Source organism: Labrenzia sp. THAF191a, assembly GCF_009363335.1.
GTDB lineage: Bacteria > Pseudomonadota > Alphaproteobacteria > Rhizobiales > Stappiaceae > Roseibium > Roseibium algicola.
In genome coordinates, this window is sequence record NZ_CP045333.1 from 1,137,501 (window position 1) to 1,161,799 (window position 24,299).

Consider the following 24,299-nt stretch of genomic DNA (forward strand, 5'->3'; position numbering starts at 1 on the left):
TGGGACCGCTGCGCCGGGCAGCCTCGGCCAGAAAGTGCAGCTGGGTCGGCGTTGCATAAAGGACAGAGCCTTCGGGGGCGCTGCCAAGTTCCCTCAGGACGACGCGCGGATCGAACCGCGGCGTGAGCACCACGTGTTGGCCGCAGACGAGGCCGCAGACAGCGCCATAAAGGTGAAGTGAATGCGTGAGCTGCCCGGGAAGGACGACCCGGCTGCCTTTCGAAATACCGAAGGCCTGTGCCGACAGTTTGAAGCTTTCGAGCCAAGATCGGTGAGAGCGCACATAGCCCTTGGGAACACCGCTGGAACCGGAGGTGAAGCCTGCATAAAAGAGGTCGTCCTCGTCCGGCAGGATCTCAGGTGGAGTTTCCGGTGACCTTCGTATTTCAGCGGAACCGGTATCAGCCGTCAACAACACCGGCAGGGACTGGTCATCGATGACGAGGTCTGACCCGACCGCTTCCAGAACTGCTGATGCCTGGGCTGAAGGCCAGTCCGGGTCCATGACCGTGGCGACACGCCCGGTGCGGGCGCAGGCAAAGAAGCAGACGACCAGGTCCGCAGGGTCCCGAAGACGCAGGACCACATAGCTTGCATGGTCCGTCCGCTCACAAAGCACTGCCTCGATCCGGTTGATCCGGGCTGCAAGCTCCTGCCAGGAGAGAGAATTCGGACCGCATGTGAGTGCGGCCCCAGTGGCTTTCTCACTGGCAAACCGGTCGAGACTGTCGCCGACGAAGGCCATGATGTGGCCTTGCTGGATCTGCGGAATTAAGACCGGGACAACACGGCACCCGGCAGGCCGCGTGCGACGGTCTGAACGATGAGCGCCGTAAGTGCGACCTTGACCAGGTCACCGGGAATATAGACTGCGCTGCCAAGCGCGGCTTTCGGAAGGGAAAGTCCGGCCATGATGGCAACGCCCGGGATGCCGAAAGCGTAGACCACCAGAATGCCGCCGACCGCAGCCGCTATTGCCGAAGACACCAGAATGTTCAGCTCGCGGGTCGACTGCATAATCAAGCCGGCCACGAGAGCTCCGACCGGCCAGCCGATCAGAAAACCGACAGACGGACCCATGAAGACGCCAAGACCACCACGGCCGCCGGACAGGAACGGCAAGCCCAGCGCGACGAGAAACAGGAAAAGCAGCACGGCAAGCGCACCACGGATCGGGCCGAGCATGACACCGGCCAGCATGACACCGAGGGTCTGCGCCGTGATCGGCACACCGCCGAGAAAAGCGATCGCCACGGGCGGAACCAACCCCAGGGCCGCAATCAGCGCGGCATAGAAAGCAACGTGCACAAGAGACCTGTCAGCCATGATGAATTCGACCTTCTTCTCGTTAACAAGGGCGCTGCCGTTCAACCTCGCGCGGATCTTACCACATGAGGGTCAGGCAACGTCATCTGTGGGCGGGATATCCCAGTTTTTGGCCGAATGCCAGCCATATGGAGCTTCTTTTCGGTCATCTTGACAAGCCTTCCGAGCCGCCCCGCGCCTTCAATGCCTCGGCAACGTGATCCGACATGCTCAGGGACTGAATGGCGAAAGGCGCCAGCAGACGCCACGAATTTCGCGTGCCTGTTCGCGCCTGCCAGGCTTCGCGTAGTTGACCGAAAACGACGAGCATATAGGGCGCGAAGCGAAGCACCAGTGCAACGCCCAGCGCCGGTTTGCGAGGAGAGAAACCGAGGAACTCGAGCGGCCTGAACAGCGGCTGGACAGCGTTCAGCATATCGTCCATGCGGGTGGTCACCGAAACGAAGTTTGCAGCCAGGATCATGATCGCAAGCCGCAGGATGATCGTAACCCCTTCCAGAAGACTTCCGGACACCCAGTGAAGCGCCAGCAGCACGGCAAGCAGAAACGACATTGCCCGCAGGAGCTTCAGTTGCGCCAGTCCCTCGCGCCCGAGGGAGGCATAACACAGGAGAACGCCGGCAAGAGCCGGCAACAGAACCCCAAACGATGTGTACCGCAGCAGCAGCAGACTGGCGACAGCAACAGCCAGTAGCTTCAGGCCCGCGGGCATCCGGTGAGCCCAGCTGTTGCCCTGGAGATAGACCGACATCATAACTCGGCAACCTCCACATCGATGCCCTGCCGCGAGACGACATCATCCTGAAAGGCCGCCCGAACCAAATCCGGCGCGCCATCCATGCGCAAACGTCCGTCCTCGAGCCAGAGCAGTCTGTCGAAACCGTCGAACTGGCTGAGATCGTGACTGACGAGAACGATTTTCTGCGGCAGTGACAGGATTTTCTGGCGGATCCGCACCGTCGTCAGTGCATCGAGGCTGGCCATCGGCTCGTCCAGCACCAAAAGGCGCGGCTCCATGACCAGAACTGCCAGGATGCAGACGAGCTGTTTCTGACCGCCGGAAAGTTCCGTGATCGGTTTGCCGGCCAGTCCCTCACAGCCATGCAGGGCGAGGAACGCACGCGCGCGGCTGCGGCTTTCTTCCTTGCCGGCCCCGAGTTGGGTGAGGCCAAAGGCGATCTCTTCTTCCACCGTGGGAAAAATGGCCTGATGATCCGGGTTCTGGAAAACGAAGCCGACATGACGCGGCAACTCCAGTTCCGCCTCGGTGGAGGGGGCTCCAAAAAGCGTGAGGTTGCCGCTCGTCGGCGTACGCAACCCGTTCAACAGGCGTACAAGAGAGCTCTTGCCGGACCCGTTCAGGCCGATGATGCCGATCCGGTCTTCGGCAAGCTGCAAGGTGAGATCCTGCAGGATGTGCTCTTTGCCGACACTCAGTCCAACCCGATCGAAGACCGCGTAGGGACTGGCGTCGGGATTACAGACACTGGGCCTGTCCTTGAGTTTCCTGCTTTTGGGCCAGAATGCCATGTCACCTCGTCGCGGACGGCACTCCTTGCAAGGGCCGGTCCTGTTTTGCGCGCAGCTTATCGGTCGGATCTGCCGGCTTGTCAAAGACTGACAGGTGCCTGGCAAAATCGCACATTACCGCAAGGCCTTACCCTACCGGGCGGGTGAGATCGGGCAATTCGGCCAATTGGCCGATGGTGGATCTGATGCGCTGGAGGGCCCAGCGGAAACGGTCGTCGGACTGTTCGGATCCGAAGGTCAGGCGCAGATAGGGCGCCGGCTGGTGGTCCTTCGCCTGAAAATACCGGGATGACAAAACCGAAATGCCCTGGTGTCCGAGCGCGTTCTGAAGCGCGTCGGGATCGACGGTTTCCGGCAGGCGCAGCCAGCCGAACACCTTGTTGACGTCGCTCTGCAGGAAATGCGGCGCGAGCAGTTCACGCGCCGCCAGGAACCTCGTGCGGTTTGCCTTGCGCTTCAGGCGCAGCGTCTTGAACAGATGTCCCTCGCGCACCCAGCCGGCAATCAGTTCTGCCGTGATGGGGGACGCCATCCAGGTGCTTTCACCGATCTTGTTGCGAATGCTGTCACCGAAAGGCCCTGGCACATGGACGAAACCAATCCGGCTTCCGGGTGAACAGACCTTGGAGATACTGGCGATTGAGGCCGTGCGCTCCGGTGCCAGCGCACCGAAGGCGGGCAGGGCGTCCGGCAGAAAAGGTGTATAGGGATCGTCCTCGACAATCTTCAGGTCGAATTGCCGGGCAACCGCCACCAAATCCTGCCGTTCTTCGACAGACATCGTGTGGGTGGTCGGGTTCTGCATGTTCGGCATCAGGAACACGCCCTTGACACCATGCGTCTTCGCGGCCTGGGCAAGCGCTGCCGGATCCATGGCCCCAAAGCCGCCATCGGCCCGTATCAATGCGGGCAAAGGCACCGGCTTCAGGCCGATGCTGGCAAAGGAACTGAAGATCGACGGGTAGGTGAACCGGTCGACGGCAACCGCATCGCCCGGGCGGAACAGGGCCTGGCAGGTGACCTGAATTCCGTGCTGCGCGCCACAGGTAACCGCGACCCGGTCCGGGTCGGCTTCCAGACCGTAGTCCTTGAAGACGAGAGCCCCGGTTTCGCGATGCGCCTTCAGCCCTTCAGACGGTACGAACCCGTTCAACCGGTCGATCCCCACCGTGCGCGCCATCCGCGTCAGCCCGTCGGAAAGACTCGGGTTGAGATGCGGATAGGCAAAGTTTCGCGCCAGATCGCAGGTTTCCGGCTCGTCTTCCTTCGGGGTAAGGGGCGAAACTTTCTGGGTTTCAGAGGCAATATAGGTGCCCCGTCCGGTTTCTCCCTTCACTAGCCTGCGCCGCTCGGCTTCGCCGTAGGCACGGGTAATGGTGCCGAGTGTCACGCCAAGCTGATAGGCGAGTTCGCGCTGTGGCGGCAGCCTGTCGCCCTGGGCAAGCGCCCCGGTCTTGATGTCGGCTTCCAACGCGTCCGCGATCGCCAGATAGATCGGGCCACCGGCCGCTTCGATGTTCGGGATCCACATTGTCATGAGAACAATGTTATCATTGACTGATACAATACCTCAAGACAATTAGTATCTCCGCTATTTTGTATCGATTGTATCGAAATTCTCGATACTGTGTCTGGAGATACCCATGGATTACGCCACGTTTCTCGCCTTCGCGGTGTTCGTCATCGTCATGACCGGGACACCCGGTCCGGGCAACCTGACCTTTCTGGCCATCGGCGCATCCGCAGGGTACCGCACAGCCTTTCCCGTGATTGTCGCCTCGCAGATCGGATCTTTGCCGCTCAAGCTCAGCGTTGCCTATGGCCTTGGCCATGTGATGGCCGGAGGCGGCACAGTGGTGACTGTCTTCAAGGTGCTGAGCATGGCCTATATGACCTATCTTGCCTGGCGGATCGTTTGCCTCAGCGTCAAGCCGAAGGGCGAGGTCGCGCTGCCCAGTTTCTGGGAAGGATTGCTGATACACCCGCTCAGCCCGAAAACCTGGGCCATGAACCTGGTTGCCTTTTCAACCTTTCTGGCCGGCAACGGGCTCGGGATCCACGAAAACGCGATGATCCTGGTGGCGGGCTTTACCCTTGGCGGGATGGTGTTTCATTCCCTATGGGCTCTGGTTGGCGTGTCGATCCTCGCCCTGATCGGCGAAGGCCCGCTCATGCGGGCCATCACGGTGACCATGGCAATCGCCATGTTGGCGGCGACTGTTTGGGCACTGCTGATCTAGCGAAGTCTCGCTGCTTTTCGACTACCTACGTGGCAAGACGGCGGAAGAAATCGCCAGGGAACCGGCAATGAAGCTCGCCAATGACCAACTTCGCAAACAGGTGCAATGCCTTGCCGGCGCTCAAGAAATTGACCTGACCGGAGGCACTGCGTAAAGCGAGACAGATCCGGCAACAGGCGCCTGCCGGATCTGCCCGACCGGCCACAGGGGAGATCGCGACCGGGAAAAGCTCAGGCGGCGGGTATGCTTTACCGCTGCAGGTCCTTCAGTTCCTTTTGCCAACGCGCCTCGAACGACGTTTCATGCGGGTTGGGGCCCAGGCCGATATCCCGGCGCAGCTCGTCCGGCAGATGAGCCACATTCACACGCTTGCGGCCACGGATTACCATCCTTGCGAACAGAGAACCGATAAGGGATCTTAATGAAAAGCCCAAGTCTTGCTGATGGGTCGCGCAGCCCGATTTTGTCTGGGAGAGCCTGAACACGTCTATAACTCCTGTTTCTTGTGAGTTACATATCGGCGGCTTTCGTTTGTCTTACCAACGAAAATTCGATAGACATACATAAGGGAGACTTATGCATGTCAGTGAATTTGCCACCCCTTTCCGCAATCCGGGCGTTTGAAGCTGCAAGCCGGCACCTGAGTTTTACCAAGGCCGGCGACGAGTTGGGCATGACCCAGGCGGCTGTCAGCTACCAGATCAAGATCCTGGAAGATCGTCTCGGCTTTCAGCTGTTCACCCGCAAGGCCCGCAAGATCGAGCTGACCGACAATGGCGGGCAACTGGCGGCGCGGGTGGTGGATGCGTTCTCCTCGCTTCGCAGTGCCTTCGAGGATATTTCCGAAAAGAACGCTGGCCAGCTTGTCGTCTCCAGCAACACAACGTTTGCGGTCAACTGGCTGTCAAACCGTCTGTTCGAGTTCCAGATGCAGAACCCGGACGTGGGCGTGCGCATCGTTCCCTATGGCCCGCATGCTGAACCGGAGTTCAACGAATCCGACGTCGTGATCTCCGCGTGCAAGGCCCCTCCGAAAAACTGGCTCGCCCATGAAATCGTGCGCGCGGACTTTACGCCGATGCTGAGCCCGAAGCTTGCGGACACGATCGGCGGCGTCAAAAAGCCCGAGGACATTCTGAAATTGCCGCTGGTCGATCCGCAGGACCCCTGGTGGCAGATGTGGTTCGAGGCAGCGGGACTGCCGAATGTCGACCTGAGCGGTCACCCTAGCTCGCGCATGGGGTCACAGGCGCTCGAGGCCAACCGGGCGATCGCAGGACAGGGCGTCGCAATCCTGACCCCTTATTTCTGCAAGACCGCCCTTGAAAACGGCCAGCTGATCCAGCCGTTCAAGCTGACCTGCCATGCCGATGACGAAAGCTGGTACATGAGTTACCCGCCCGCCCTGCGCACCAGCCGCAAGGTCCGCCTGTTCCGCGACTGGGTTCATGCGGAACTGAAGCGCGACGGCATGCCTGTCACCGCGCCGATGGCAGTGGTTGCCTGAGGACACCCGGCCCCCAACCCAAGTTTCCGGATCATGAAAAAGCCCCGGCCATCCATCGGACGACCGGGGCCAATTGCTTTTCGGGCACCAAGGCCTGCCTTATGGCGTGAACACGATGGTCTTGTTACCGACGATCATCACTCGGTTTTCCAGGTGATACTTGACGGCACGGGCCAGCACGCGGGATTCGATGTCGCGGCCACGGGCGACGAAATCGTCCGCGGAGAGCGCATGGCTTACCCGTTCGGCGTCCTGCTCGATGATCGGGCCTTCATCGAGATCCGGCGTCACATAGTGAGCGGTGGCCCCGATCATCTTGACGCCGCGAGCATGCGCCTGGTGATAGGGTTTTGCACCCTTGAAGCTCGGCAGGAAGGAGTGGTGGATGTTGATGATCTTGCCGAACAGACGCTTGGAAAGGCTGTCGGAAAGCACCTGCATGTAGCGGGCGAGAACCACCAGATCGGCTCCGGTTTCCTTGACCAGCTTCAGCAGTTTCTCTTCCTGCTCGGCCTTGTTTTCCTTGTTCACCGGCCAGTGGTGGTACGGAATGCCTTCGTGCTCGGCCGTGCGCTGGCTGTCGGTGTGGTTGGAAACGATCGCGACCACTTCGGCATCCATCCAGCCGACGCGGATCTGGTAGAGAAGGTGCAACATGGCATGGTCGAATTTGGACACCATGACGATGACCTTCGGCCGTTTGGCCGTGTCGACCAGTTTGGCCTTCATGTCGAAACGGCTGATGACCGGGTCAAGCGCCCTCTGAACGCTTTCCAGCGTCACGCCTTCCGGAGCCAGAATGGCAATACGCAGGAAGAACTGGTTGGTTACCCGGTCCCAGAACTGGTCACTTTCGGCAATATTGGCGCCAAAATCCGCCAGTTCCGTCGTGACTGCCGCCACAATGCCAGGCTTGTCCGCGCAGGACAGCGTCAGAACGTAAAGGCTATCCGCCATGATTTTCCAGTCTCCAACCTTGAGGGCCGCAGCCCGCTGATTTTGCTTCGTGCCGGATGCCGGCCCGAACGATCAGGCAGGCATCAGACTGTGTTCCTTCAGGGCCGATACCAGATCGCTGACCCGGTCGGCATTGTCTATCGCGCGTTCTCCGGTCCTGTTCCACAGGCCGTTTTCAAAACCGATCCTGGCCTTGCCGCCCCGCCGGACCGCCTCCACCAGACACTCCGTCTCGCGGTGTCCGAAAGCGCAGACCGCCCAGTCCAGCGACTGCCCCTTGCCGCGTTCCGCGAGCTTTTCCAGAAACGGCACCAGATCTTCCGGTGCGCTTTCCTGGCCTGCCGCATAGCGCCCCAGAACGAACAGCAGCTGATGGCTTTCCCCTGCCAGGGTACCGGCTGCCGCCAGGTCGAAAAACCGGTCCAGATCATCCGCGCTGTAGACGATATGCTGGACCGCACATTCATGGTCGAACGCCCAGTGGTAAAAGGCTTTTGCCTGGTCTTCCCCGCCTTCCGGAACCATCTCCCGGATCGCGACGGAGACCGCATCCGGCTTGACCTTGTAGACCAGTTCGCGTTGCTCTTCCGGAGTGTATTTTCCAACAGCTTCCGTGGTGATTTGAACCTGCATTTGCGGCACCGCAACACGCATTTCCGACAAGAGTTCACGATAAAGCCCGGCGTCAAGCACATGGGCACCGGTAAGGTCGCGTACGTGGGCATGAAGCGCACCGGCTCCAGCCTCAAGACACGCCTTTGCCGCCACCACCGTTTCAGCAATGGTCATCGGCAGGGCGGAATGATCCGCCTTGGTCCGACGGGCACCGTTGGGAGCCACCATGATCAATGATAAAGGCGGCGGGACAAAAAGCGCACTCATGTTCAGAAGACCGCCTTGAACGCCTGGTTGAGCTTGTCGGTAATCTCTCCGACATGGCTGTCCTCGAGAATGAAAGGCGGCGCCAGAAGTATATGGTCGCCCCGCACCCCATCGATCGTCCCGCCCATCGGGTAGCAGATTAGACCGGCCTCGAATGCTGCCTTCTTGAGCGCCTTGTTGATGCCCCTCTTCGGATCAAACGGCGCCTTGCTGGCCCGGTCCTCGACGATTTCGATGCCCCGGAAAAGTCCGCGGCCGCGAATATCACCAACATGCGGGTGCTGACCGAAAGCATTGTTAAGTGCCGTCGTCAGTTTCTCGCCCATCGGCATCACCCGGTCGGCAACGCCGCCCGTCAGTTTCCTGAACACGGCGAGCGCGGCGGCGCAGGCGGTCGGATGGCCGATGTATGTGTGGCCATGCTGGAAAAAGCCCGATCCGGTCTCGATGGCTTCGTAAATGGCAGCGGTGCACAGCATGGCACCGACCGGCTGATAGCCGGCTCCGAGCCCTTTCGCGATGCATAGAATATCCGGCGCGACACCATCCTGCTCACAGGCGAACAGGGTGCCGGTGCGGCCCATGCCGCACATGACCTCGTCCAGGATCAGAAGCACGCCGTAATTATCGCAGATCTCCCGGATCCGCTTGAAATAGCCATCGACCGGCGGCAGGGCACCCGCCGTCGCACCGACAACCGGTTCGGCAACGAAAGCCATGACGTTTTCCGGCCCGAGCCGAAGGATTTCCGCTTCCAGTTCGTTGGCGATCCGTTGACCGTAGTCGAAGGCGGTTTCCCCCTCACCGCGGTCCCGATACTCGTAGCAGGGTGCAATATGGGTGGTATCGATCATCAACGGTGCAAAAGGCTCCCGCCGCCACTGGTTGCCGCCGGTTGCCAACGCACCAAGCGTATTGCCGTGGTAGCTCTGCCTGCGGGCAATCACCCGGTGCCGCGACGCTTCACCCTTCTCCAGGAAGTACTGACGCGCCAGCTTCAGCGCCGCCTCCATGGCTTCCGATCCACCGGAGACGAAATAGACGCGGTCCAGATTGCCCGGTGCTTTTCCGATCAGGAGATCCGCCAGTTCCTCTGCAGGTTCGCTGGTGAAAAAGCCTGTATGGGCGAAGGCGATCCGGTCCACCTGGGCCTTGATGGCAGCGATCACATCCGGATCGCTGTGCCCGAGACAGGAGACCGCGGCGCCGCCGGATCCATCGAAATATTTCTTTCCGGACCGATCGAGAATGTAGCAACCGTCCCCTGTTACTGCGACGGGGAGATCGGCTTTGGTGTGGCGGGGAAAAACATGAGACATGGCAAACGCATCCGACAACTGACGGGACAGCCCACATTGGGTTGACGCATTTGTATCAGAAAACGTCAGCGCCTGAAACATTTGTTTCGAAGGTACGTTAACCACGTTTTTCATTAGAATTTTAATAAAATTCAATCAGCCTGCGCGCGGGGGACGAGATTGTAATTAGTAACCGAAGGCCGCCCGTCATGCGTCAGCGCCTCACCGCCTGGATCGTATTCCTAGGATTGACTGTCACACTTGCCGGCTGCGGAACCGTCGCCGGTGTTACCGGCATGGGCTGGATGACCGCATCCCACAATTCCATCGACTATAACGACAGTTCCTGGTGCGTGCCGCGCAAGCTGAAGAAGGTTCTAAACCGGGTTGCATCCCGCTATGGCAAAGTGACTGTCAGCTCGACCAAGCGCTGGTGGCTTGAGAACTGGTGGAAGGGGGGCGCCAGGGATTCCTATCACCTCAACTGCCGGGCGGTCGATTTTTCGGTCCGTGGCAACCCGTCGTCCGTCATTGCCTTCTTGAAATCACAGCCGGAAGTTGGCGGATACAAGCACTATTCTTCCGGCCACTACCACATCGACACCGGCCCGCGCCGGACCTGGTAACCGCCTGGCAGGCAAAAGCCCGGCCCGGTATCTACCGGGCCTGATTGGCCAGTGGCGGCAAACGCTACTTCAGTTCGCCCAGTTCCAGTGCCATTTCCCATGCGACAGGGTCAAAGCCGACGAAATTCTTGGTTTCGCCTGCCACGATCGGCCTTTTGATAACGGACGGGTTCTCGATCATCACGTCGAGCGCGCTCTTGGCGTCGACAACGCTGTCCTGCGTTGCTTCGTCCAGGCGCCGCCAGGTGGTGCCGCGCTTGTTCAGGATAGACTCCCATCCGAATTCACCGACAAAGCCGGCCAGTCGATCGGCATCGACACCATCCTTCTTGTAGTCGTGGAACTCATAAGGCACGCCGGCCTCTTCCAGAAACTTCCGCGCCTTCTTGACGGTGTCGCAGTTCTTGATGCCGTAGACCTTCATCGCCTCTTCCCGGTTGTTGGATGTCCGGCCCGGAATGTGCCGACTGACGCCCGGGATGCAAGGTCATAGCCGAAGAAAACCCGAAATTTTGCGAAATTTGACCTGACAGTGCCCCCATGCCGAGGAGTTTTCCCCGTTTCGCATGCTTTCACGGGCAGTTCACCGCATTTCCTTTTTGCATTCTTGACCTCGGCTGCCCCCCGCGCTTCAAGTGGCAATTGACAGGGCGGACCGGCAGAAGGCCGGAACGGCCAGACCGGAGACTGAAAATACATGCAGGAAGAGGCCCCCGGCACAAGCCGGCCAAACAGGCCCGCGACGGCCGCCAAATCTTCTGAAAAGTCCGCTTCCGCTGCAAAACCGGGCAAGAAGTCCGACAGTGTCATGGTCGCCGGAGGGAACTGGCGTCAGCGGCTACGGCTGTGGAGCGGCCTGATCCTGTTCACATTCTGCCTCAGCCATTTTTCAAATCACGCCCTCGGCATCATTTCCTTCCAGGCCATGGACCGGGCCTCGGTCTGGCACTACTGGGTCTGGAGAAGCCCGCTTGGGGAAACTGTCCTCATCCTCGCCGCGCTGACCCATGTGCTGCTCGCCTTGTGGCGGACAAGCAAACGGCGAACGTTGAAGATGTCCCGTTGGGAGCTTTTGCAGCTCGCCCTCGGTCTTTACATTCCCTGGCTCCTGATACCGCATGTCACCACGACCATGGGCGTTGCAAAGGAGTTCGGCTTCCTGCCGCTCTACGAGCAGATGCTGACGCTGCTGTGGCCGAATGCGGCGGTCAATCAGTCTATTCTGCTGCTCATGGTGTGGACCCACGCCATGATCGGCCTGCACTTCTTCCTGCGCCTTTATCCGGCTTACCAGAGGCTGAAGCCGCTGGCGGCCGGGTTTGCCTTTGCGATGCCGGTGCTTGCCATCTGGGGCTGGATTGAAGGTGCCCGCCGACTGGCCCTCAGCCGTGACGTAACCCTCCGAATCACTCCGGACCAGCAATTGTGGGCCAGCGAGGTCGTCGTTCAGTTCCGGGCGGTCGTGTTCGGCCTGATTGCCGTCAGCCTGTTGGCCATCCTGATCCGTTACCTTCTCAGCCTGAAAGCGCGCAGCCTGACCGTGGTCTATCCGGGCGGACTGACGGTGAAGGCGCAACCGGGTGCAACGCTGCTGGAAATCAGCCGCATGAACGACATACCGATCGCATCGGTGTGCGGCGGGCGGGCCAGATGCTCCACCTGCCGGGTGAAAATTCTGGAGGGCGGCGAAACCTTGCCGAAACCGAGTGTTGCCGAAGCTGCGGTGCTGACACGGATCGGCGCGGGAAGCGACATTCGGCTGGCCTGCCAGGCGCGCCCGGAAAGCAACGTGGAAGTGCAGCCCCTTGTACCGGTCAAGGCCAGTGCAATTATCGGCGAACACCTGAAGGACGCCTATTACTGGGGCGTCGAGCAGGATGTGGTGGTCATGTTCGTGGACCTGCGCAATTTCACCGGCATCACCGAAAGCCAGCTCGCCTATGACGTGGTTTATCTGCTCAACAGCTACCTGGACCAGGCCTCAGCCGCGATCCGGGAGGAGGGCGGCTATGTCGACAAGTTCATTGGTGACGGCATCATGGCCATCTTCGGCATGGACAGCAACGCGGAAACCGGCGCCCGGCAGGCTCTTGCCGCCTGTCGCCGTATCGAAAAGGTCATGAAATCGCTCGACAAGGAGAAGGGTCCGCAGTTTCGCGATCCGATCCGGCTCGGCATTGGCCTGCACCTGGGGCCGGCCATTCTCGGTCGCATCGGCGCCGCCGGAACAGCAGGCAAACGCGGTGGGCTGACTGCGCTTGGCGACGTGGTCAACACCGCAAGCCGGCTGGAAACGGAGAACAAGAACCACGGCAGCTTCATGGTTGTTTCCAAGGCTGTTGTCGATGCGGCAGGCGCGCGGATCGACGGTGCCGAAGAGGCCGAGATCAAGGTGCGCGGCAAGGAAATCCCCTTGCAAATCCTTGCGGTGAAAAGCTTAGATGGTCTCCATCTCGCTGACGCCGTTCCTGCCTGAGACCCATCCTCCCTGTCACAAAACCTCTGGAGACCACGTGAGCCGGACCTACACGCCTCGGGAAATGCTGGAGAAACTGATCTCCTTCAACACCGTTTCGGATCGAAGCAACCTCGATCTGATCACCTTCGTCGAAGACTATCTCAGCCAATGGGGTGTCACTTCAGGGCGGGCGCTGGATGAAACGGGCCAAAAGGCCGCTCTTTATGCCCGCATCGGTCCGGATATCGACGGCGGAACCGTCCTGTCCGCCCACACCGATGTCGTTCCGGTGGCGGGCCAGAACTGGTCTCACGATCCTTTTTCCGCCTGGGAGGAAAACGGCCGCCTCTACGGCCGTGGCGCGGCGGACATGAAAGGCTTCGCGGCAACTGTACTTGCCAAGGTTCCGGATTTTCTGAATGCACCGCTCAGACGGCCCATCCACATCGCGCTGTCCTATGACGAGGAAACCGGCTGCGACGGGGCCAGGGTGCTGATCCCTGAAATGCTGGCAAACGGCCCGCGCCCTTCGGTGGTGATTGTGGGCGAACCGACCAGCATGAAGGTCGTCACGGGCCACAAGGGCATTACGGTACTGAAGACGCGCATCCAGGGACATCCGGTCCATTCCAGCCAGTTGCACCGGGGTGTTTCGGCGATTTCGGCGGCGGCCAGGCTGATCGGATGGCTGGATGCCAGAACCGCGGAGAACCGGGCCAAGGCCGATCCTGACTGCCCGTTCGAACCGCCCTACACCACCTTGCATTGCGGCACCATTTCCGGCGGCCAGGCACACAACATCACGGCCCAGCACTGCGAATTCGTGACCGATATCCGGCTGCTGCCGGGTGAACACGCGAAGGACTGGGTCGCCGCCTACCGGGCTTTCATCGAAAATGAGGTTCTGCCGGGAATGAAAGCGATCTCGCCGGACTGCGCCATCGAGGTGAGAGAACTTGCCTATGTGCCCGGGCTGGGAGAGGAGCCGGACGGGCTTGCGGAAACGACTGCCAGGCGCCTGACCGGCGACAACAGCCGCAACGTCGTGGTCTATGCCACCGAAGGCGGGATCTTCCAGGATCACGGACTTTCGACCGTGGTTTGCGGTCCCGGATCCATCGATCAGGCCCATCAACCCGACGAATTTATCGAGCTTTCCGAACTCGACCGCTGCGCTGCCTTCCTCGACAAGCTGATTGACAGAATGTCGCAATTTGACAGCTAAACGGGTTTGAACACAGAGATTTACGATGTCATAGTCGTTTTTGACAACATGGCCGCATGGTCCTGGCAGGGGGGTGCGGCCGTGGAGCAAAGCCGAAACCGGAAAACGAGGGGACTATGAACAAAAGAAAAATTGTCATCGCCGCAGCGCTGTTTGCGGCGGGAACGGGGACTGCTGTTCATGCTGAAACGCTGAAATTTGCCTTTCAGGGTGCACTGAACGCGCTTGATCCCTACAGTCTCAACGAGACCTTCACCCTGTCGTCGCTCGGCAATACCTATGAAGGCCTGACGCGCCGTGGTCCCGATCTGGCCATTGAACCGGCCCTGGCCGAGAGCTGGGAAATCGTCGATCCGAACCGCTGGCGTTTCCACCTGCGCAAGGGCGTAAAGTTTCACAACGGCAGCGACTTCACTGCAGAAGATGTCGCCTTTTCCGTCGACCGCGTGCGCTCGGAAGGGTCTGACCTGACCACCCGCGTCCCGGCTGATGCCAAGGTCGAGATCGTTGACGACTACACGGTCGATTTCGTTCTCACCGGTCCGAACCCGATCCTGCATTACGAGTGGGACACGTTCTACATCATGGACAAGGAGTGGACGACGGAGAACGACGCGGTGAAAGTCACCTCGGCGTCCGACACGTCTGCGAACCATGCCGCGCTCAATGCAAATGGCACCGGACCGTTCAAGATCGTCAGCCATGAAGCCGGCGTGAAGACCGTCTATGAAAAATACGACGGCTGGTGGGACGAAGCCAAGCACAACATCGACACGGTGGAGTTCACGCCGATCGGTTCCGATGCGACGCGCGTTGCCGCGCTGCTGTCCGGCGAGATGGACATGGTCTATCCGATCCCGGTTCAGGACATCAAACGCATCAACGACAATGCGGGAACCAAGGCACTGACCGGTCCGGAACTGCGCACGATCTTCCTGGGCATGGACCAGATGCGCGACGAGCTGCTCTATTCCGACGTCAAGGGCAAGAACCCGCTCAAGGATGCCCGGGTCCGCAAGGCCTTCTACCAGGCGATCGACATCGAGGGGATCAAGAAGAAGGTCATGCGGGACCTGTCCAACCCGTCTGCCCTGATGGTTTCGCCGCTGCTGTTCTCCAAGTCGGCCGATTTCGAGCGTTATCCCTATGACCCGGAAGCCGCCAAGGCACTGCTGGCCGAGGCCGGCTATGCGGACGGCTTTTCCATCGGCATGGACTGCCCGAATGACCGCTACGTCAACGACGAGGCGATCTGCCAGGCGGTTGCCGCCATGCTGGCCCGTATCGGCGTGAAGGTGAACCTCAACGCCCAGCCAAAGGCGAAATACTTCGCCAAGATCCTTGCTTCCGGTGGTTACGATACGTCGTTCTACCTGCTCGGCTGGACCCCCGGATCCTTCGACAGCTGGAACGTTCTGGACAACCTGATGAACTGCCGCGACGAATCCGGCAAAGGTTCGCCGTTCAACAACGGTGGCTTCTGCGACGAGAAGATCGACCAGCTGACCGATGAAATCCTGGTTGAGATCGATCCGGAAAAGCGTGACGCCATGATTGCTGAAGCTTTCCGCATCAGCCACGAGAACGCCTACTACCTCCCGCTGCACCAGCAGAGCCTGGCATGGGGCGTTTCCGACAAGCTGGACCTTGTCCAGCGTGCCGACAACCAGTTCCATTTCCGCTTCGTGACCAAGAACTGATCCTGAAGCACAGCAAATGACGCTCCCGGCAACTCCGCCGGGGGCGTATTTTCATGACTAAAGCATTCAAAGAGCCGAAATGATTGGATTTGCAACGCGCCGCATCGTGCAGGCGATGATTGTCATGCTGGTGGTCGCCCTTCTCGCGTTCACCATGTTCCGCTTTGTCGGCGATCCCATCAACCAGATGGTCGGCATCGAAACCTCGATCGAAGAACGGGAGGCCCTGCGCGAGCGCCTGGGGCTGAACGACCCGGTTCCGGTCCAGTTCTTCCGTTTCGTCACCAAGGCCTCGCAATTCGATTTCGGCACGTCCTACCAGTTCCGTCAGCCGGTTTCCGAGCTTTTCGCCAAGCGCATACCGGCCACGCTCGAACTCAGCTTCGCGTCTGCGGTGTTTGCGCTCGTTGTCGGCATTCCCATGGGCATCTACGCCGGGCTCAATCGGGAATCGCCTGTATCCAAGCTGTTTCTGTCAGTTTCGCTGATCGGCATTTCCCTGCCGACGTTCTTCATCGGGATCCTGCTGATCTTCCTGTTTTCCGTCACCCTGCAGTGGCTGCCGAGCTTCGGACGCGGCGAGACCGTGCAGATCGGATCCTGGTGGACGACCGGCTTTCTGACCATCTCCGGCCTGAAGGCGCTGATTCTGCCCTCCATCACGCTCGGCCTCTACCAGATGACCCTGATCATGCGGTTGATCAGAGCCGAGATGCTGGAAGTCATCCGGACTGATTACATCAAGTTCGCCCGGGCGCGCGGTCTGCCGAACCGGCTGGTGAACTTCCGGCATGCCCTCAAGAACACGCTCGTTCCGGTCATCACCATCACCGGTCTGCAGCTTGGCGCGATCATCGCTTTTGCGACCATCACCGAGACCGTTTTCCAGTGGCCAGGCATGGGTCTGATGTTCCTGCAGGCCGTGCAGAACGTCGATATTCCGATCATGTCCGCTTATCTGCTGCTGACAGCCTTCCTGTTCGTGACGATCAACTTCATCGTCGACATCCTTTACTTCTTCATCGATCCGCGTCTGCGGGTCGGTCGGCCATAAGGGAGACTGACGCCATGCCTTTCGTCACCAACGAAGAAGCAAAATCCAGCGTTCAGGACAGGGCGGCACCGGTCAAAGAGCCGGGGCGAATGGCCCGCGCTCTCGACAGCGATCTCTTTCATTCGTTCCTGAAATCGAAGATCACCGTCGTCGCTGCCACCGGCACGGCAATCCTGTTTCTGCTCGCGTTCCTGGCGCCGTGGATTGCTCCACATGATCCGTTCGACCTGGCGTCGATTTCCATCATGGACGCCCGCGTTCCTCCGGTCTGGATGGAATATGCCGATCCCCGCTTCCTCCTTGGAACGGACGATCAGGGCCGCGACATGCTCTCCGGCATCTTCTACGGCATGCGGATCTCGTTGATCGTCGGCTTCTGCTCTGTTGTCGCCGCCGCCTTCATCGGCATCTCGCTGGGGCTGGTCGCGGGCTACATGGGTGGGCGGGTAGATGCGATCATCATGCGGATCGCCGACGTTCAGCTGACGTTTCCGGCCATTCTGATCGCCCTTCTGATCGATGGTGTGGCGCATGGCATTTTCGGCGCGATCGACCGGGAGGTCTTCGCCTTCTACATTCTGATCGTGTCGCTGGCGCTGTCCTTCTGGGTACAATATGCGCGCACGGTGCGCGGTTCCACGATGGTGGAGAAGAACAAGGAATATGTTCAGGCCGCCCGTGTGATCGGCATTCCCTCGGTCATCATCATGGTGCGCCATATCCTGCCGAACGTCACGGGACCGGTGCTGGTAATCGCGACCATCAATCTGGCTCTTGCCATCGTGACCGAAGCGACGCTCTCGTTCCTGGGTGTCGGCATGCCGCCCACACAGCCGTCTCTCGGCACGTTGATCGCCATCGGCAACGATTTCCTCTATTCGGGGGAGTGGTGGATCGCGATCTTCCCGGGCCTCGCACTGGCCCTGCTGGTGCTGAACGTCAACCTTCTGGGCGACTGGCTGCGCGACGCCCTCAACCCGAAACTCAGGTGAGGCCGGTATGAACGTTCTCGAGATCAAGGACCTGAGGGTCGAGTTTCCGGGCCGAAAATCCGTCTTCGTCGCTGTCGATGATGTTACTTTGAGCGTCGATGCCGGCAAGGTTCTCGGCGTCGTCGGAGAATCGGGTGCAGGCAAATCGACAGTCGGCAACGCGGTGATCGGACTGCTGCAGGAACCCGGACACATAGCCGGCGGTGAAGTCTATCTTCACGGCAAGCGCATCGACCAATTGCCCTACAAGGAAAAGCGTCGTTTGCGCGGCCGAAAGATCGGCATGATCTTCCAGGATCCGCTGACGTCTCTCGATCCGCTGCAGACGGTGGAAAGCCAGCTTGTGGAGACGATCCGCACCCATTTGCCGCTCTCCGGATCGCAGGCCCGCCAGCGCGCGATCGAACTGATCGAGGCCGTGGGCATTCCAGATGCGCCCGAACGCATCAAGCAGTATCCGCATCAGTTTTCCGGCGGCATGCGCCAAAGGGTGGTCATCGCGCTTGCGCTTTGTGCGGAACCTGAGCTGGTGATCGCGGACGAGCCGACAACCGCGCTCGACGTTTCCATCCAGGCGCAGATCCTTGAACTGATGAGGAAGCTGTGCCGGGAGCGTAACGTCGCCATGCTGGTGATCACCCATGACATGGGCGTGATTGCCGACATCACGGACCATGTGGCGGTGATGTACCACGGTGAACTGGTGGAATACGGCGAGACGACCCAGGTGCTGGGCGCTCCGGAACACCCCTACACCCAGAGCCTGATTTCCGCCGTGCCACGCCCGGACATCAAGGTCGAGCGGTTTCCGGTGGTCAACTACATCGAAAAGGCCGGCACACCACAGAAGCAGATCGACATCGCCACACACTGGCTCGGCAAGGCACGCAACTATGAAAAAGTGTCCGGCCCGCTGGTCAAGGCAACGGACCTCGACATGCGGTTCGAGACCCGTGGCTCGATCTTCCCGTCCAAGCGCAAATACTTCCAGGCGGTCAAGAAGGTCAGTTTCGACATCAACGAAGGCGAGACCTTCGGCCTCGTCGGCGAGAGCGGGTCTGGCAAATCGACCATCGCGCGCCTGATCACCGGCCTCTATCAGCCGACCGGAGGGTCGATCCTGTTCGGCAAGACCGAACTGACGTCGCTCAAGAATCGCAAGGACGTCCTGGCGATGCGCCGCCAGATGCAGATGATCTTTCAGGATCCCTATTCCTCGCTGAACGCCCGCATGCGCGTCAGCGACATCATCGCGGAACCGATCAAGTTCCACCGACTGGCGTCAAGCAATGCGGAAGTGCGCCAGATCGTCGATGACCTGCTCGATCATGTCGGTCTGGGCGCGGCGGCCGGCAGGAAATTTCCGCACGAGTTTTCCGGCGGTCAGCGCCAGCGCATCTCCATCGCACGGGCGCTCGCGACGCGGCCCAGGTTCCTGATCTGCGACGAGCCTACCTCGGCACTCGACGTGTCGATCCAGGCGCAGATCCTGAACCTTTTGAAGGATCTTCAGGAAGAACTTGGGCTGACCATGCTGTTCATCAGCCACGATCTGGCCGTGATCCGGCAGATGTGCAACCGCATCGGCGTCATGCGCCATGGCGAGTTGTGCGAGGTGGCAGACTGCGACCAGCTCTTCGAAGCGCCGCAACACCCCTATACGCGCGAACTCCTGAACCTGATGCCTTCGCTGGAGTTGCTGTCGCGGGCAAATCTCGCAACGGCCTGAAGGATCCGGCGGCGCTGCCGCCGGCCTTCCCAAGTCTTTGAAGATGAGTCTTTTTTCGGATTCGGCCGAGTCGCTGACTTGACTCAAAGCCCAACCCCGATTCTCCGGTGACCGCTAAACGTTAGTCACAATCCAGTCCGAACCGGGCAGTTTTTGCCGCCCAGGGCGCTACTCCGATCTGCGTCCAAATAGATTCATTCTGATTTTCAGTTCGCACCCAACCGTTAACAGATATTAACCATGTTTTTCCGGCGCGCCAGAACGTAAAAGGGAGAGCCTTTCGGCTCTCCCATTAATATACCACACCCCGAAATAATCTTCGTCCAGAGGACTATTAAATACAGGCCTTAAATACTTGCAGGCCGTTTAAAAAATTACCCTTTTATACTACCCGTAATTCAGTTTCGCTCAAGTTCCACGCTGCACAAATGGTCAGCACCCATTCCGATGCACTGCGACTGGGACAGGCATCATGCTTACCGAACTGACTCTGCGGCATTGCCTGTCTCCGGCCGCTCCCGCATTTTCAGACGGTCCCCAGGGCGTGCCGTTTGTATCTCCAGTTGGCCCACGACCCGGTTCCAGCAGAAGAATTCCAGATACGAGAGCCGACCGGCTATGCCGAAAACATCATTGATTTCAGTTCTTTGGGCATTTTTTCTTGTCGTTGCCGTAGTGTGCCTTGTTCTGGCTCTGGCGACAGCAGGCGGAGAACCCGCTGACGCCGCAGCGTCAGTTTTGGTTTTCGGTTCCTACAGCGCCTTAATTTTCAGCATGTTTTCCGCGATTTTTTCGCTTCTCGGCCTCTCTTTTTCGCTCAACACCTCTGTCGGCCGGCCCTTGACGCTTTTCACGGCGCTGGTCAGCACCGGATTGCTTGCCGTATCGACCGGCCTCCTCCTGTCCGGTCCGACATCGCCCCAGACAAATGCACCTGCCCTTGCCGCAGCTTTCCTGATGGTGCTGCGGGCGTTCGGTGTGGTTCTGCTGCCACCAAGGGGTGACCTCAGCGGCGTGAGGCAAGCAGCATGGTCTGTCCTGTTGGCGCTCCTGGCTGCCGGCACCTGGTGGTGGGTCCTGGACAGGACAGAGGCCCCGGCAGCTCTTGCAGCCGCGCTGCTTCTTTCCTGGCCGCAACTGATCGACGGAATCAACGCATTCGCGGACAAGGTCTTTCACAAGGCAGCGCTGGCGGCAGGTGCCCGTGACATTGCCCCCGGTGCCTTCACCAAGGTCGCTCATGCCCGCGATATTCTGATAGACAAGGCTGCCGTGATGTCAGGACCCAACTTGATTGTCACCAATGTCATGGCTTTCAACAACGAGCCGAAAACGCTCCTGGCGGTTGCCGCCTCCGCTGAAGCTGGATCATCCCATCCGGTTGCCCAGGCCCTGCGCGAACTGGCCAGCCAGTGGCAGGTCGCCCTCAAGATGCCAGACCGGTTCGAACCGACACCTGGTCTGGGTGTTGTTGCGCTGCTCGGCGGACAGACCGTGGTGATCGGCACGACGGACCTTCTGAAGCGCCTCAAGATCGACAGTTTTACCGCCGACGCCATTGCCCGGTCGCTGGAAGCAGACGGCAAGACGGTGCTGCGTGTCGCGGTCGGGGGACGCGTCGTCGGTGTTTTGGGTCTGGAAGGCACATTGCGTCAGGACGCCGGCGTTGCGGGGATGGCCCTGCGCAAGGAAGGCCTCGTGCCGTGGCTGTTCAGTGGTGACAGCCCCAACACACGCAGCGCGCTGGCGGGCATGCTTGGCCTTGAGCTGACTGAAGATCCGAAGCCGGGAGAAACCGCGCCTGAGGCCGCATCGCGCTGCTTTCCGGACATGCCCCCCCTGGTCCTGTCCCTGTCGCAGGATCGTATGGCGCTGGAATTGCGCGAAGGCGTCACGCCCGGAAAGGACGGGACCGATGCAAGGCATCCCCCCCTTGCTGTCAGCGACACCGACGACATTGGAGCCTTCCCTGCCCTGAAGGCGCTGGCCATGCGCCGCAATCTGCTGGCCGTGCACGCCCGCCGGCTGCTGTCCGGTCTCTGGCTTTTCGCCGGCCTGTGCGGTGCCTTGACCCTCCTTCCGCTGTCGGCCGCACCGGTTCTTTTTGCTATCTGTCTGGCCGTCCTTTGGACATTTGCCCGGTTTTCCATTGCAGATACGCTGCACCGGAATACATGACGGGCGCATTCTCAGATTGTGGAACCGAAATCGGGTTTCAGCGCCTTTACAGCCTCATGGAGCTGGTGTTTATCGGCTTTTGACACTTTGTGAGTGCATTGAGGGATGAGGCGACATGAGCGACACCAAAACACCGAAACTGCGGTCCGCCGCCTGGTTCGACAATCCCGACAATCCGGGCATGACCGCGCTCTATATCGAGCGTTACCTGAATTTCGGCATCACGCGTGAAGAGCTGCAGTCGGGCAAACCGATTATCGGCATCGCCCAGACCGGCTCTGACCTTTCGCCCTGCAACCGCCACCATCTGGAGCTGGCCAAGCGTGTGCGCGAAGGTATTCGCGACGCCGGTGGTATTGCCTTCGAATTTCCGGTTCACCCGATCCAGGAGACCGGCAAGCGCCCGACCGCGACACTGGACCGGAACCTGGCCTATCTTGGGCTCGTCGAACTGCTGTATGGCTACCCCATCGACGGCGTGGTGCTGACGATCGGCTGCGACAAGACCACACCTGCCTGCCTGATGGCCGCGGCGACAGTCAACATTCCGGCCATCGCGCTTTCCGTCGGCCCGATGCTGAACGGCTGGTACAAGGGCGAGCGCACGGGCTCCGGCACCATCGTCTGGAAGGCCCGCCAGATGCTTGCCGCAGGCGAGATCGACTACAAGGGCTTCATGGATCTCGTCGCCTCCTCCGCGCCGTCCGTCGGCTTCTGCAACACCATGGGCACGGCGACGACCATGAACTCGCTGGCCGAGGCCCTGGGCATGCAGCTTCCGGGGGCAGCCGCCATTCCGGCGCCTTACCGTGAGCGCGGTGCAATTTCCTACGAGACCGGCAAACGCATTGTCGACATGGTGCGCGAGGATCTTAAACCCTCCGACATCATGACCCGCGAGGCGTTTGAGAACGCCATTGTCGTCAACTCGGCCATCGGCGGTTCGACCAATGCACCGATCCATCTGAACGGCATTGCCCGCCATCTGGGTGTCGAGCTGGACAACGACGACTGGCAGGAGATCGGCCATGACGTGCCGCTGCTGGTCAATCTGCAGCCGGCCGGAGAATATCTCGGCGAGGATTACTTCCACGCCGGCGGCGTGCCTGCCGTCGTGGCGGAGCTGATGCGAAACGGGAAGCTGCCGCATCCGGGCGCGCTGACTGTCAACGGCAAGGGCATCGGAGACAATTGCGACGGCGTCGTCACCGACCTGCCGGACGTCATAAAGCCTTTCAACAACCCGATGAAAGACAAGGCCGGCTTCATCAACCTGAAGGGCAACTTGTTCGACAGCGCCATCATGAAGACCAGCGTTATCTCGGAAGAGTTTCGCGACCGCTATCTCTCCAATCCGGACGATCCGGAAGCGTTCGAGGGCCGTGCCGTAGTGTTCGAAGGGCCGGAGGATTACCATGACAACATCGACAATCCGGACCTTGAGATCGATGAGCACTGCATGCTGTTCATCCGCGGCACCGGCCCTATCGGTTATCCGGGCGGCGCCGAGGTGGTCAACATGCAGCCACCCGCAACCCTGATCAAACGCGGGATCACATCACTGCCCTGCATCGGCGACGGCCGTCAATCGGGCACATCCGGTTCGCCGTCGATCCTGAACGCATCGCCGGAAGCTGCCGCCATGGGCGGACTCGCACTTTTGAAAAGCGGGGACCGTGTGCGCATCGATCTGAGGAAGGGCACTGCCGACATCCTGATTTCCGATGAGGAGCTTGCACAACGTCGCACGGATCTGGAGGCGGCGGGCGGCTTCAAGATTGCGGAGAGCCAGACACCCTGGCAGGAGATCCAGCGCGCCATGATCGGGCAGTTCGACAAGGGCATGGTTCTGGAGCCGGCGGTTAAATACCAGGACGTCGCGCATACCAAGGGGCTGCCACGGGACAACCATTGATCTGACGCTCCTGTCAGGTGCATTGCCCCTGATACCGCGAATTGTTGAAATTCTCCGTCATTACCGGACTTGATCCGGCAATCCATGCGATGATCACGGCGACCGCGCTGCCAGCGAAACGGCATGGATCCCATGGTCAAGCCACGGGATGACGGAGCAAGTTGCGAAACGCACCTGTCGGCGCACCTCTTTGGACACAGATTTCTACTTGACGATTACGTAAACGTCATGCTTCAAGAGGGCAAAGACGGGCTCCGGCCCAATTCAAACGGGAGAAAACGACATGTCCTTGGAACAGCTTACCGAAGGTGTCCGCGCAAAGGTTGCCGATGGCGGCATTGAAGAATCCGTCAAGTTCGATCTTGGGGAAACGGGTATCATCTTCCTGCAGGGCTCCAGCGTTTCCAACGAAGATGACGAGGCAGACTGCACCATCAAGATGTCCGCCGAAGACCTCGGTGACCTTCTCTCGGGCGATCTGAACCCGACAGCTGCCTTCATGGGCGGCAAGATGCAGGTGGAAGGTGACATGAGCGTTGCCATGAAACTCGGCAGCATCGTCTAAGCAAGCCTTTAAAGCAGACCTTTTCAAGCCGGCCCCATAAGGGCCGGCTTTTTTTGTTCCGTCGACACTGCCTCGCTTTCAGCCTTCCCTCACCACCCCCTTATCCTGAGGAAGCGC

The 24,299-nt window shown here is 60.0% G+C and carries 22 protein-coding genes (1 of these 22 only partly in view); 12 read left to right on the plus strand and 10 right to left on the minus strand.

Annotated features, from left to right (window positions below; all coding sequences use genetic code 11):
* The 5 genes from FIV05_RS05225 to FIV05_RS05245 form a co-directional block, all read right to left on the minus strand.
* Window positions 1-745, minus strand: the 5' portion of a protein-coding gene (locus FIV05_RS05225) for an AMP-binding protein (RefSeq protein WP_152508898.1). The gene continues 710 nt to the left of window position 1, outside the view; the window shows 745 of its 1,455 coding nt (coding positions 1-745); the start codon lies at window positions 743-745; its stop codon lies off the left edge, out of view.
* 26 nt (window positions 746-771) lie between these two features.
* Window positions 772-1,326 carry a biotin transporter BioY gene (locus FIV05_RS05230; protein ID WP_152508899.1) on the minus strand — a complete coding sequence of 185 codons (555 nt, stop codon included), beginning with the start codon at window positions 1,324-1,326 and terminating at the stop codon, window positions 772-774.
* 145 nt (window positions 1,327-1,471) lie between these two features.
* Window positions 1,472-2,080 (minus strand): energy-coupling factor transporter transmembrane protein EcfT, encoded by a 609-nt coding sequence (locus tag FIV05_RS05235; protein WP_152508900.1) that lies wholly within the window; start codon window positions 2,078-2,080, stop codon window positions 1,472-1,474.
* Window positions 2,077-2,856 (minus strand): ABC transporter ATP-binding protein, encoded by a 780-nt coding sequence (locus tag FIV05_RS05240; protein ID WP_152508901.1) that lies wholly within the window; start codon window positions 2,854-2,856, stop codon window positions 2,077-2,079. The genes FIV05_RS05235 and FIV05_RS05240 overlap by 4 nt, the downstream gene beginning before the upstream one ends.
* Before the next feature lie 127 nt (window positions 2,857-2,983).
* Window positions 2,984-4,393: a PLP-dependent aminotransferase family protein gene (locus FIV05_RS05245; protein WP_209009858.1), complete on the minus strand. Its 1,410-nt coding sequence runs from the start codon at window positions 4,391-4,393 to the stop codon at window positions 2,984-2,986.
* A gap of 106 nt (window positions 4,394-4,499) precedes the next feature.
* Here FIV05_RS05245 and FIV05_RS05250 point away from each other — a divergent pair, with 106 nt between their 5' ends.
* On the plus strand, window positions 4,500-5,096 hold the full coding sequence (locus tag FIV05_RS05250) for a LysE family translocator (protein WP_023002287.1): 597 nt from the start codon (window positions 4,500-4,502) through the stop codon (window positions 5,094-5,096).
* A 248-nt stretch (window positions 5,097-5,344) separates the two neighbouring features.
* On the opposite strand, the gene FIV05_RS05255 is transcribed toward FIV05_RS05250, so the two are convergent.
* Window positions 5,345-5,581: a hypothetical protein gene (locus FIV05_RS05255; protein WP_152508902.1), complete on the minus strand. Its 237-nt coding sequence runs from the start codon at window positions 5,579-5,581 to the stop codon at window positions 5,345-5,347.
* A gap of 95 nt (window positions 5,582-5,676) precedes the next feature.
* Here FIV05_RS05255 and FIV05_RS05260 point away from each other — a divergent pair, with 95 nt between their 5' ends.
* Window positions 5,677-6,603 (plus strand): LysR family transcriptional regulator, encoded by a 927-nt coding sequence (locus FIV05_RS05260; protein WP_023002291.1) that lies wholly within the window; start codon window positions 5,677-5,679, stop codon window positions 6,601-6,603.
* Window positions 6,604-6,702: 99 nt separating this feature from the next.
* On the opposite strand, the gene purU is transcribed toward FIV05_RS05260, so the two are convergent.
* The 3 genes from purU to FIV05_RS05275 form a co-directional block, all read right to left on the minus strand.
* The gene (purU, locus tag FIV05_RS05265; RefSeq protein WP_023002292.1) at window positions 6,703-7,560 is read right to left on the minus strand and encodes a formyltetrahydrofolate deformylase; all 858 of its coding nucleotides are present in this window, start codon (window positions 7,558-7,560) and stop codon (window positions 6,703-6,705) included.
* A gap of 72 nt (window positions 7,561-7,632) precedes the next feature.
* Window positions 7,633-8,442 (minus strand): 3-keto-5-aminohexanoate cleavage protein, encoded by an 810-nt coding sequence (locus FIV05_RS05270; protein WP_152508903.1) that lies wholly within the window; start codon window positions 8,440-8,442, stop codon window positions 7,633-7,635.
* Window positions 8,443-8,444: 2 nt separating this feature from the next.
* A complete protein-coding gene (locus tag FIV05_RS05275; protein WP_152508904.1) occupies window positions 8,445-9,761 on the minus strand; it encodes an aspartate aminotransferase family protein in 1,317 nt (438 codons plus the stop codon).
* A gap of 188 nt (window positions 9,762-9,949) precedes the next feature.
* Here FIV05_RS05275 and FIV05_RS05280 point away from each other — a divergent pair, with 188 nt between their 5' ends.
* The gene (locus FIV05_RS05280; RefSeq protein ID WP_023002295.1) at window positions 9,950-10,366 is read left to right on the plus strand and encodes a D-Ala-D-Ala carboxypeptidase family metallohydrolase; all 417 of its coding nucleotides are present in this window, start codon (window positions 9,950-9,952) and stop codon (window positions 10,364-10,366) included.
* A 64-nt stretch (window positions 10,367-10,430) separates the two neighbouring features.
* Here FIV05_RS05280 and FIV05_RS05285 read toward each other — a convergent pair whose 3' ends face one another.
* On the minus strand, window positions 10,431-10,790 hold the full coding sequence (locus FIV05_RS05285; RefSeq protein WP_023002296.1) for an ArsC family reductase: 360 nt from the start codon (window positions 10,788-10,790) through the stop codon (window positions 10,431-10,433).
* Between the two features lie 273 nt (window positions 10,791-11,063).
* Between FIV05_RS05285 and FIV05_RS05290 the strand changes: the two genes are divergently transcribed.
* The 9 genes from FIV05_RS05290 (at window position 11,064) to FIV05_RS05330 (ending at window position 24,182) form a co-directional block, all read left to right on the plus strand.
* Window positions 11,064-12,842 (plus strand): adenylate/guanylate cyclase domain-containing protein, encoded by a 1,779-nt coding sequence (locus FIV05_RS05290; RefSeq protein ID WP_152508905.1) that lies wholly within the window; start codon window positions 11,064-11,066, stop codon window positions 12,840-12,842.
* Between the two features lie 37 nt (window positions 12,843-12,879).
* Window positions 12,880-14,049 (plus strand): acetylornithine deacetylase, encoded by a 1,170-nt coding sequence (argE, locus tag FIV05_RS05295; protein WP_286145715.1) that lies wholly within the window; start codon window positions 12,880-12,882, stop codon window positions 14,047-14,049.
* Between the two features lie 116 nt (window positions 14,050-14,165).
* Entirely contained in the window at window positions 14,166-15,749 is a 1,584-nt protein-coding gene (locus FIV05_RS05300) for an ABC transporter substrate-binding protein (protein WP_152508906.1), read from the plus strand.
* Window positions 15,750-15,828: 79 nt separating this feature from the next.
* Window positions 15,829-16,803: an ABC transporter permease gene (locus tag FIV05_RS05305; RefSeq protein ID WP_152508907.1), complete on the plus strand. Its 975-nt coding sequence runs from the start codon at window positions 15,829-15,831 to the stop codon at window positions 16,801-16,803.
* A gap of 14 nt (window positions 16,804-16,817) precedes the next feature.
* Window positions 16,818-17,795: an ABC transporter permease gene (locus tag FIV05_RS05310; RefSeq protein ID WP_173013778.1), complete on the plus strand. Its 978-nt coding sequence runs from the start codon at window positions 16,818-16,820 to the stop codon at window positions 17,793-17,795.
* 7 nt (window positions 17,796-17,802) lie between these two features.
* Window positions 17,803-19,524, plus strand: a complete 1,722-nt coding sequence (locus FIV05_RS05315; RefSeq protein ID WP_152508908.1) for an ABC transporter ATP-binding protein — start codon at window positions 17,803-17,805, stop codon at window positions 19,522-19,524.
* A gap of 774 nt (window positions 19,525-20,298) precedes the next feature.
* On the plus strand, window positions 20,299-21,702 hold the full coding sequence (locus tag FIV05_RS05320; protein WP_152508909.1) for an HAD family hydrolase: 1,404 nt from the start codon (window positions 20,299-20,301) through the stop codon (window positions 21,700-21,702).
* A gap of 115 nt (window positions 21,703-21,817) precedes the next feature.
* Window positions 21,818-23,617: an IlvD/Edd family dehydratase gene (locus tag FIV05_RS05325; RefSeq protein WP_152508910.1), complete on the plus strand. Its 1,800-nt coding sequence runs from the start codon at window positions 21,818-21,820 to the stop codon at window positions 23,615-23,617.
* 283 nt (window positions 23,618-23,900) lie between these two features.
* The gene (locus FIV05_RS05330) at window positions 23,901-24,182 is read left to right on the plus strand and encodes an SCP2 sterol-binding domain-containing protein (protein ID WP_023002307.1); all 282 of its coding nucleotides are present in this window, start codon (window positions 23,901-23,903) and stop codon (window positions 24,180-24,182) included.
* The last annotated feature ends 117 nt before the right edge of the window (window positions 24,183-24,299 follow it).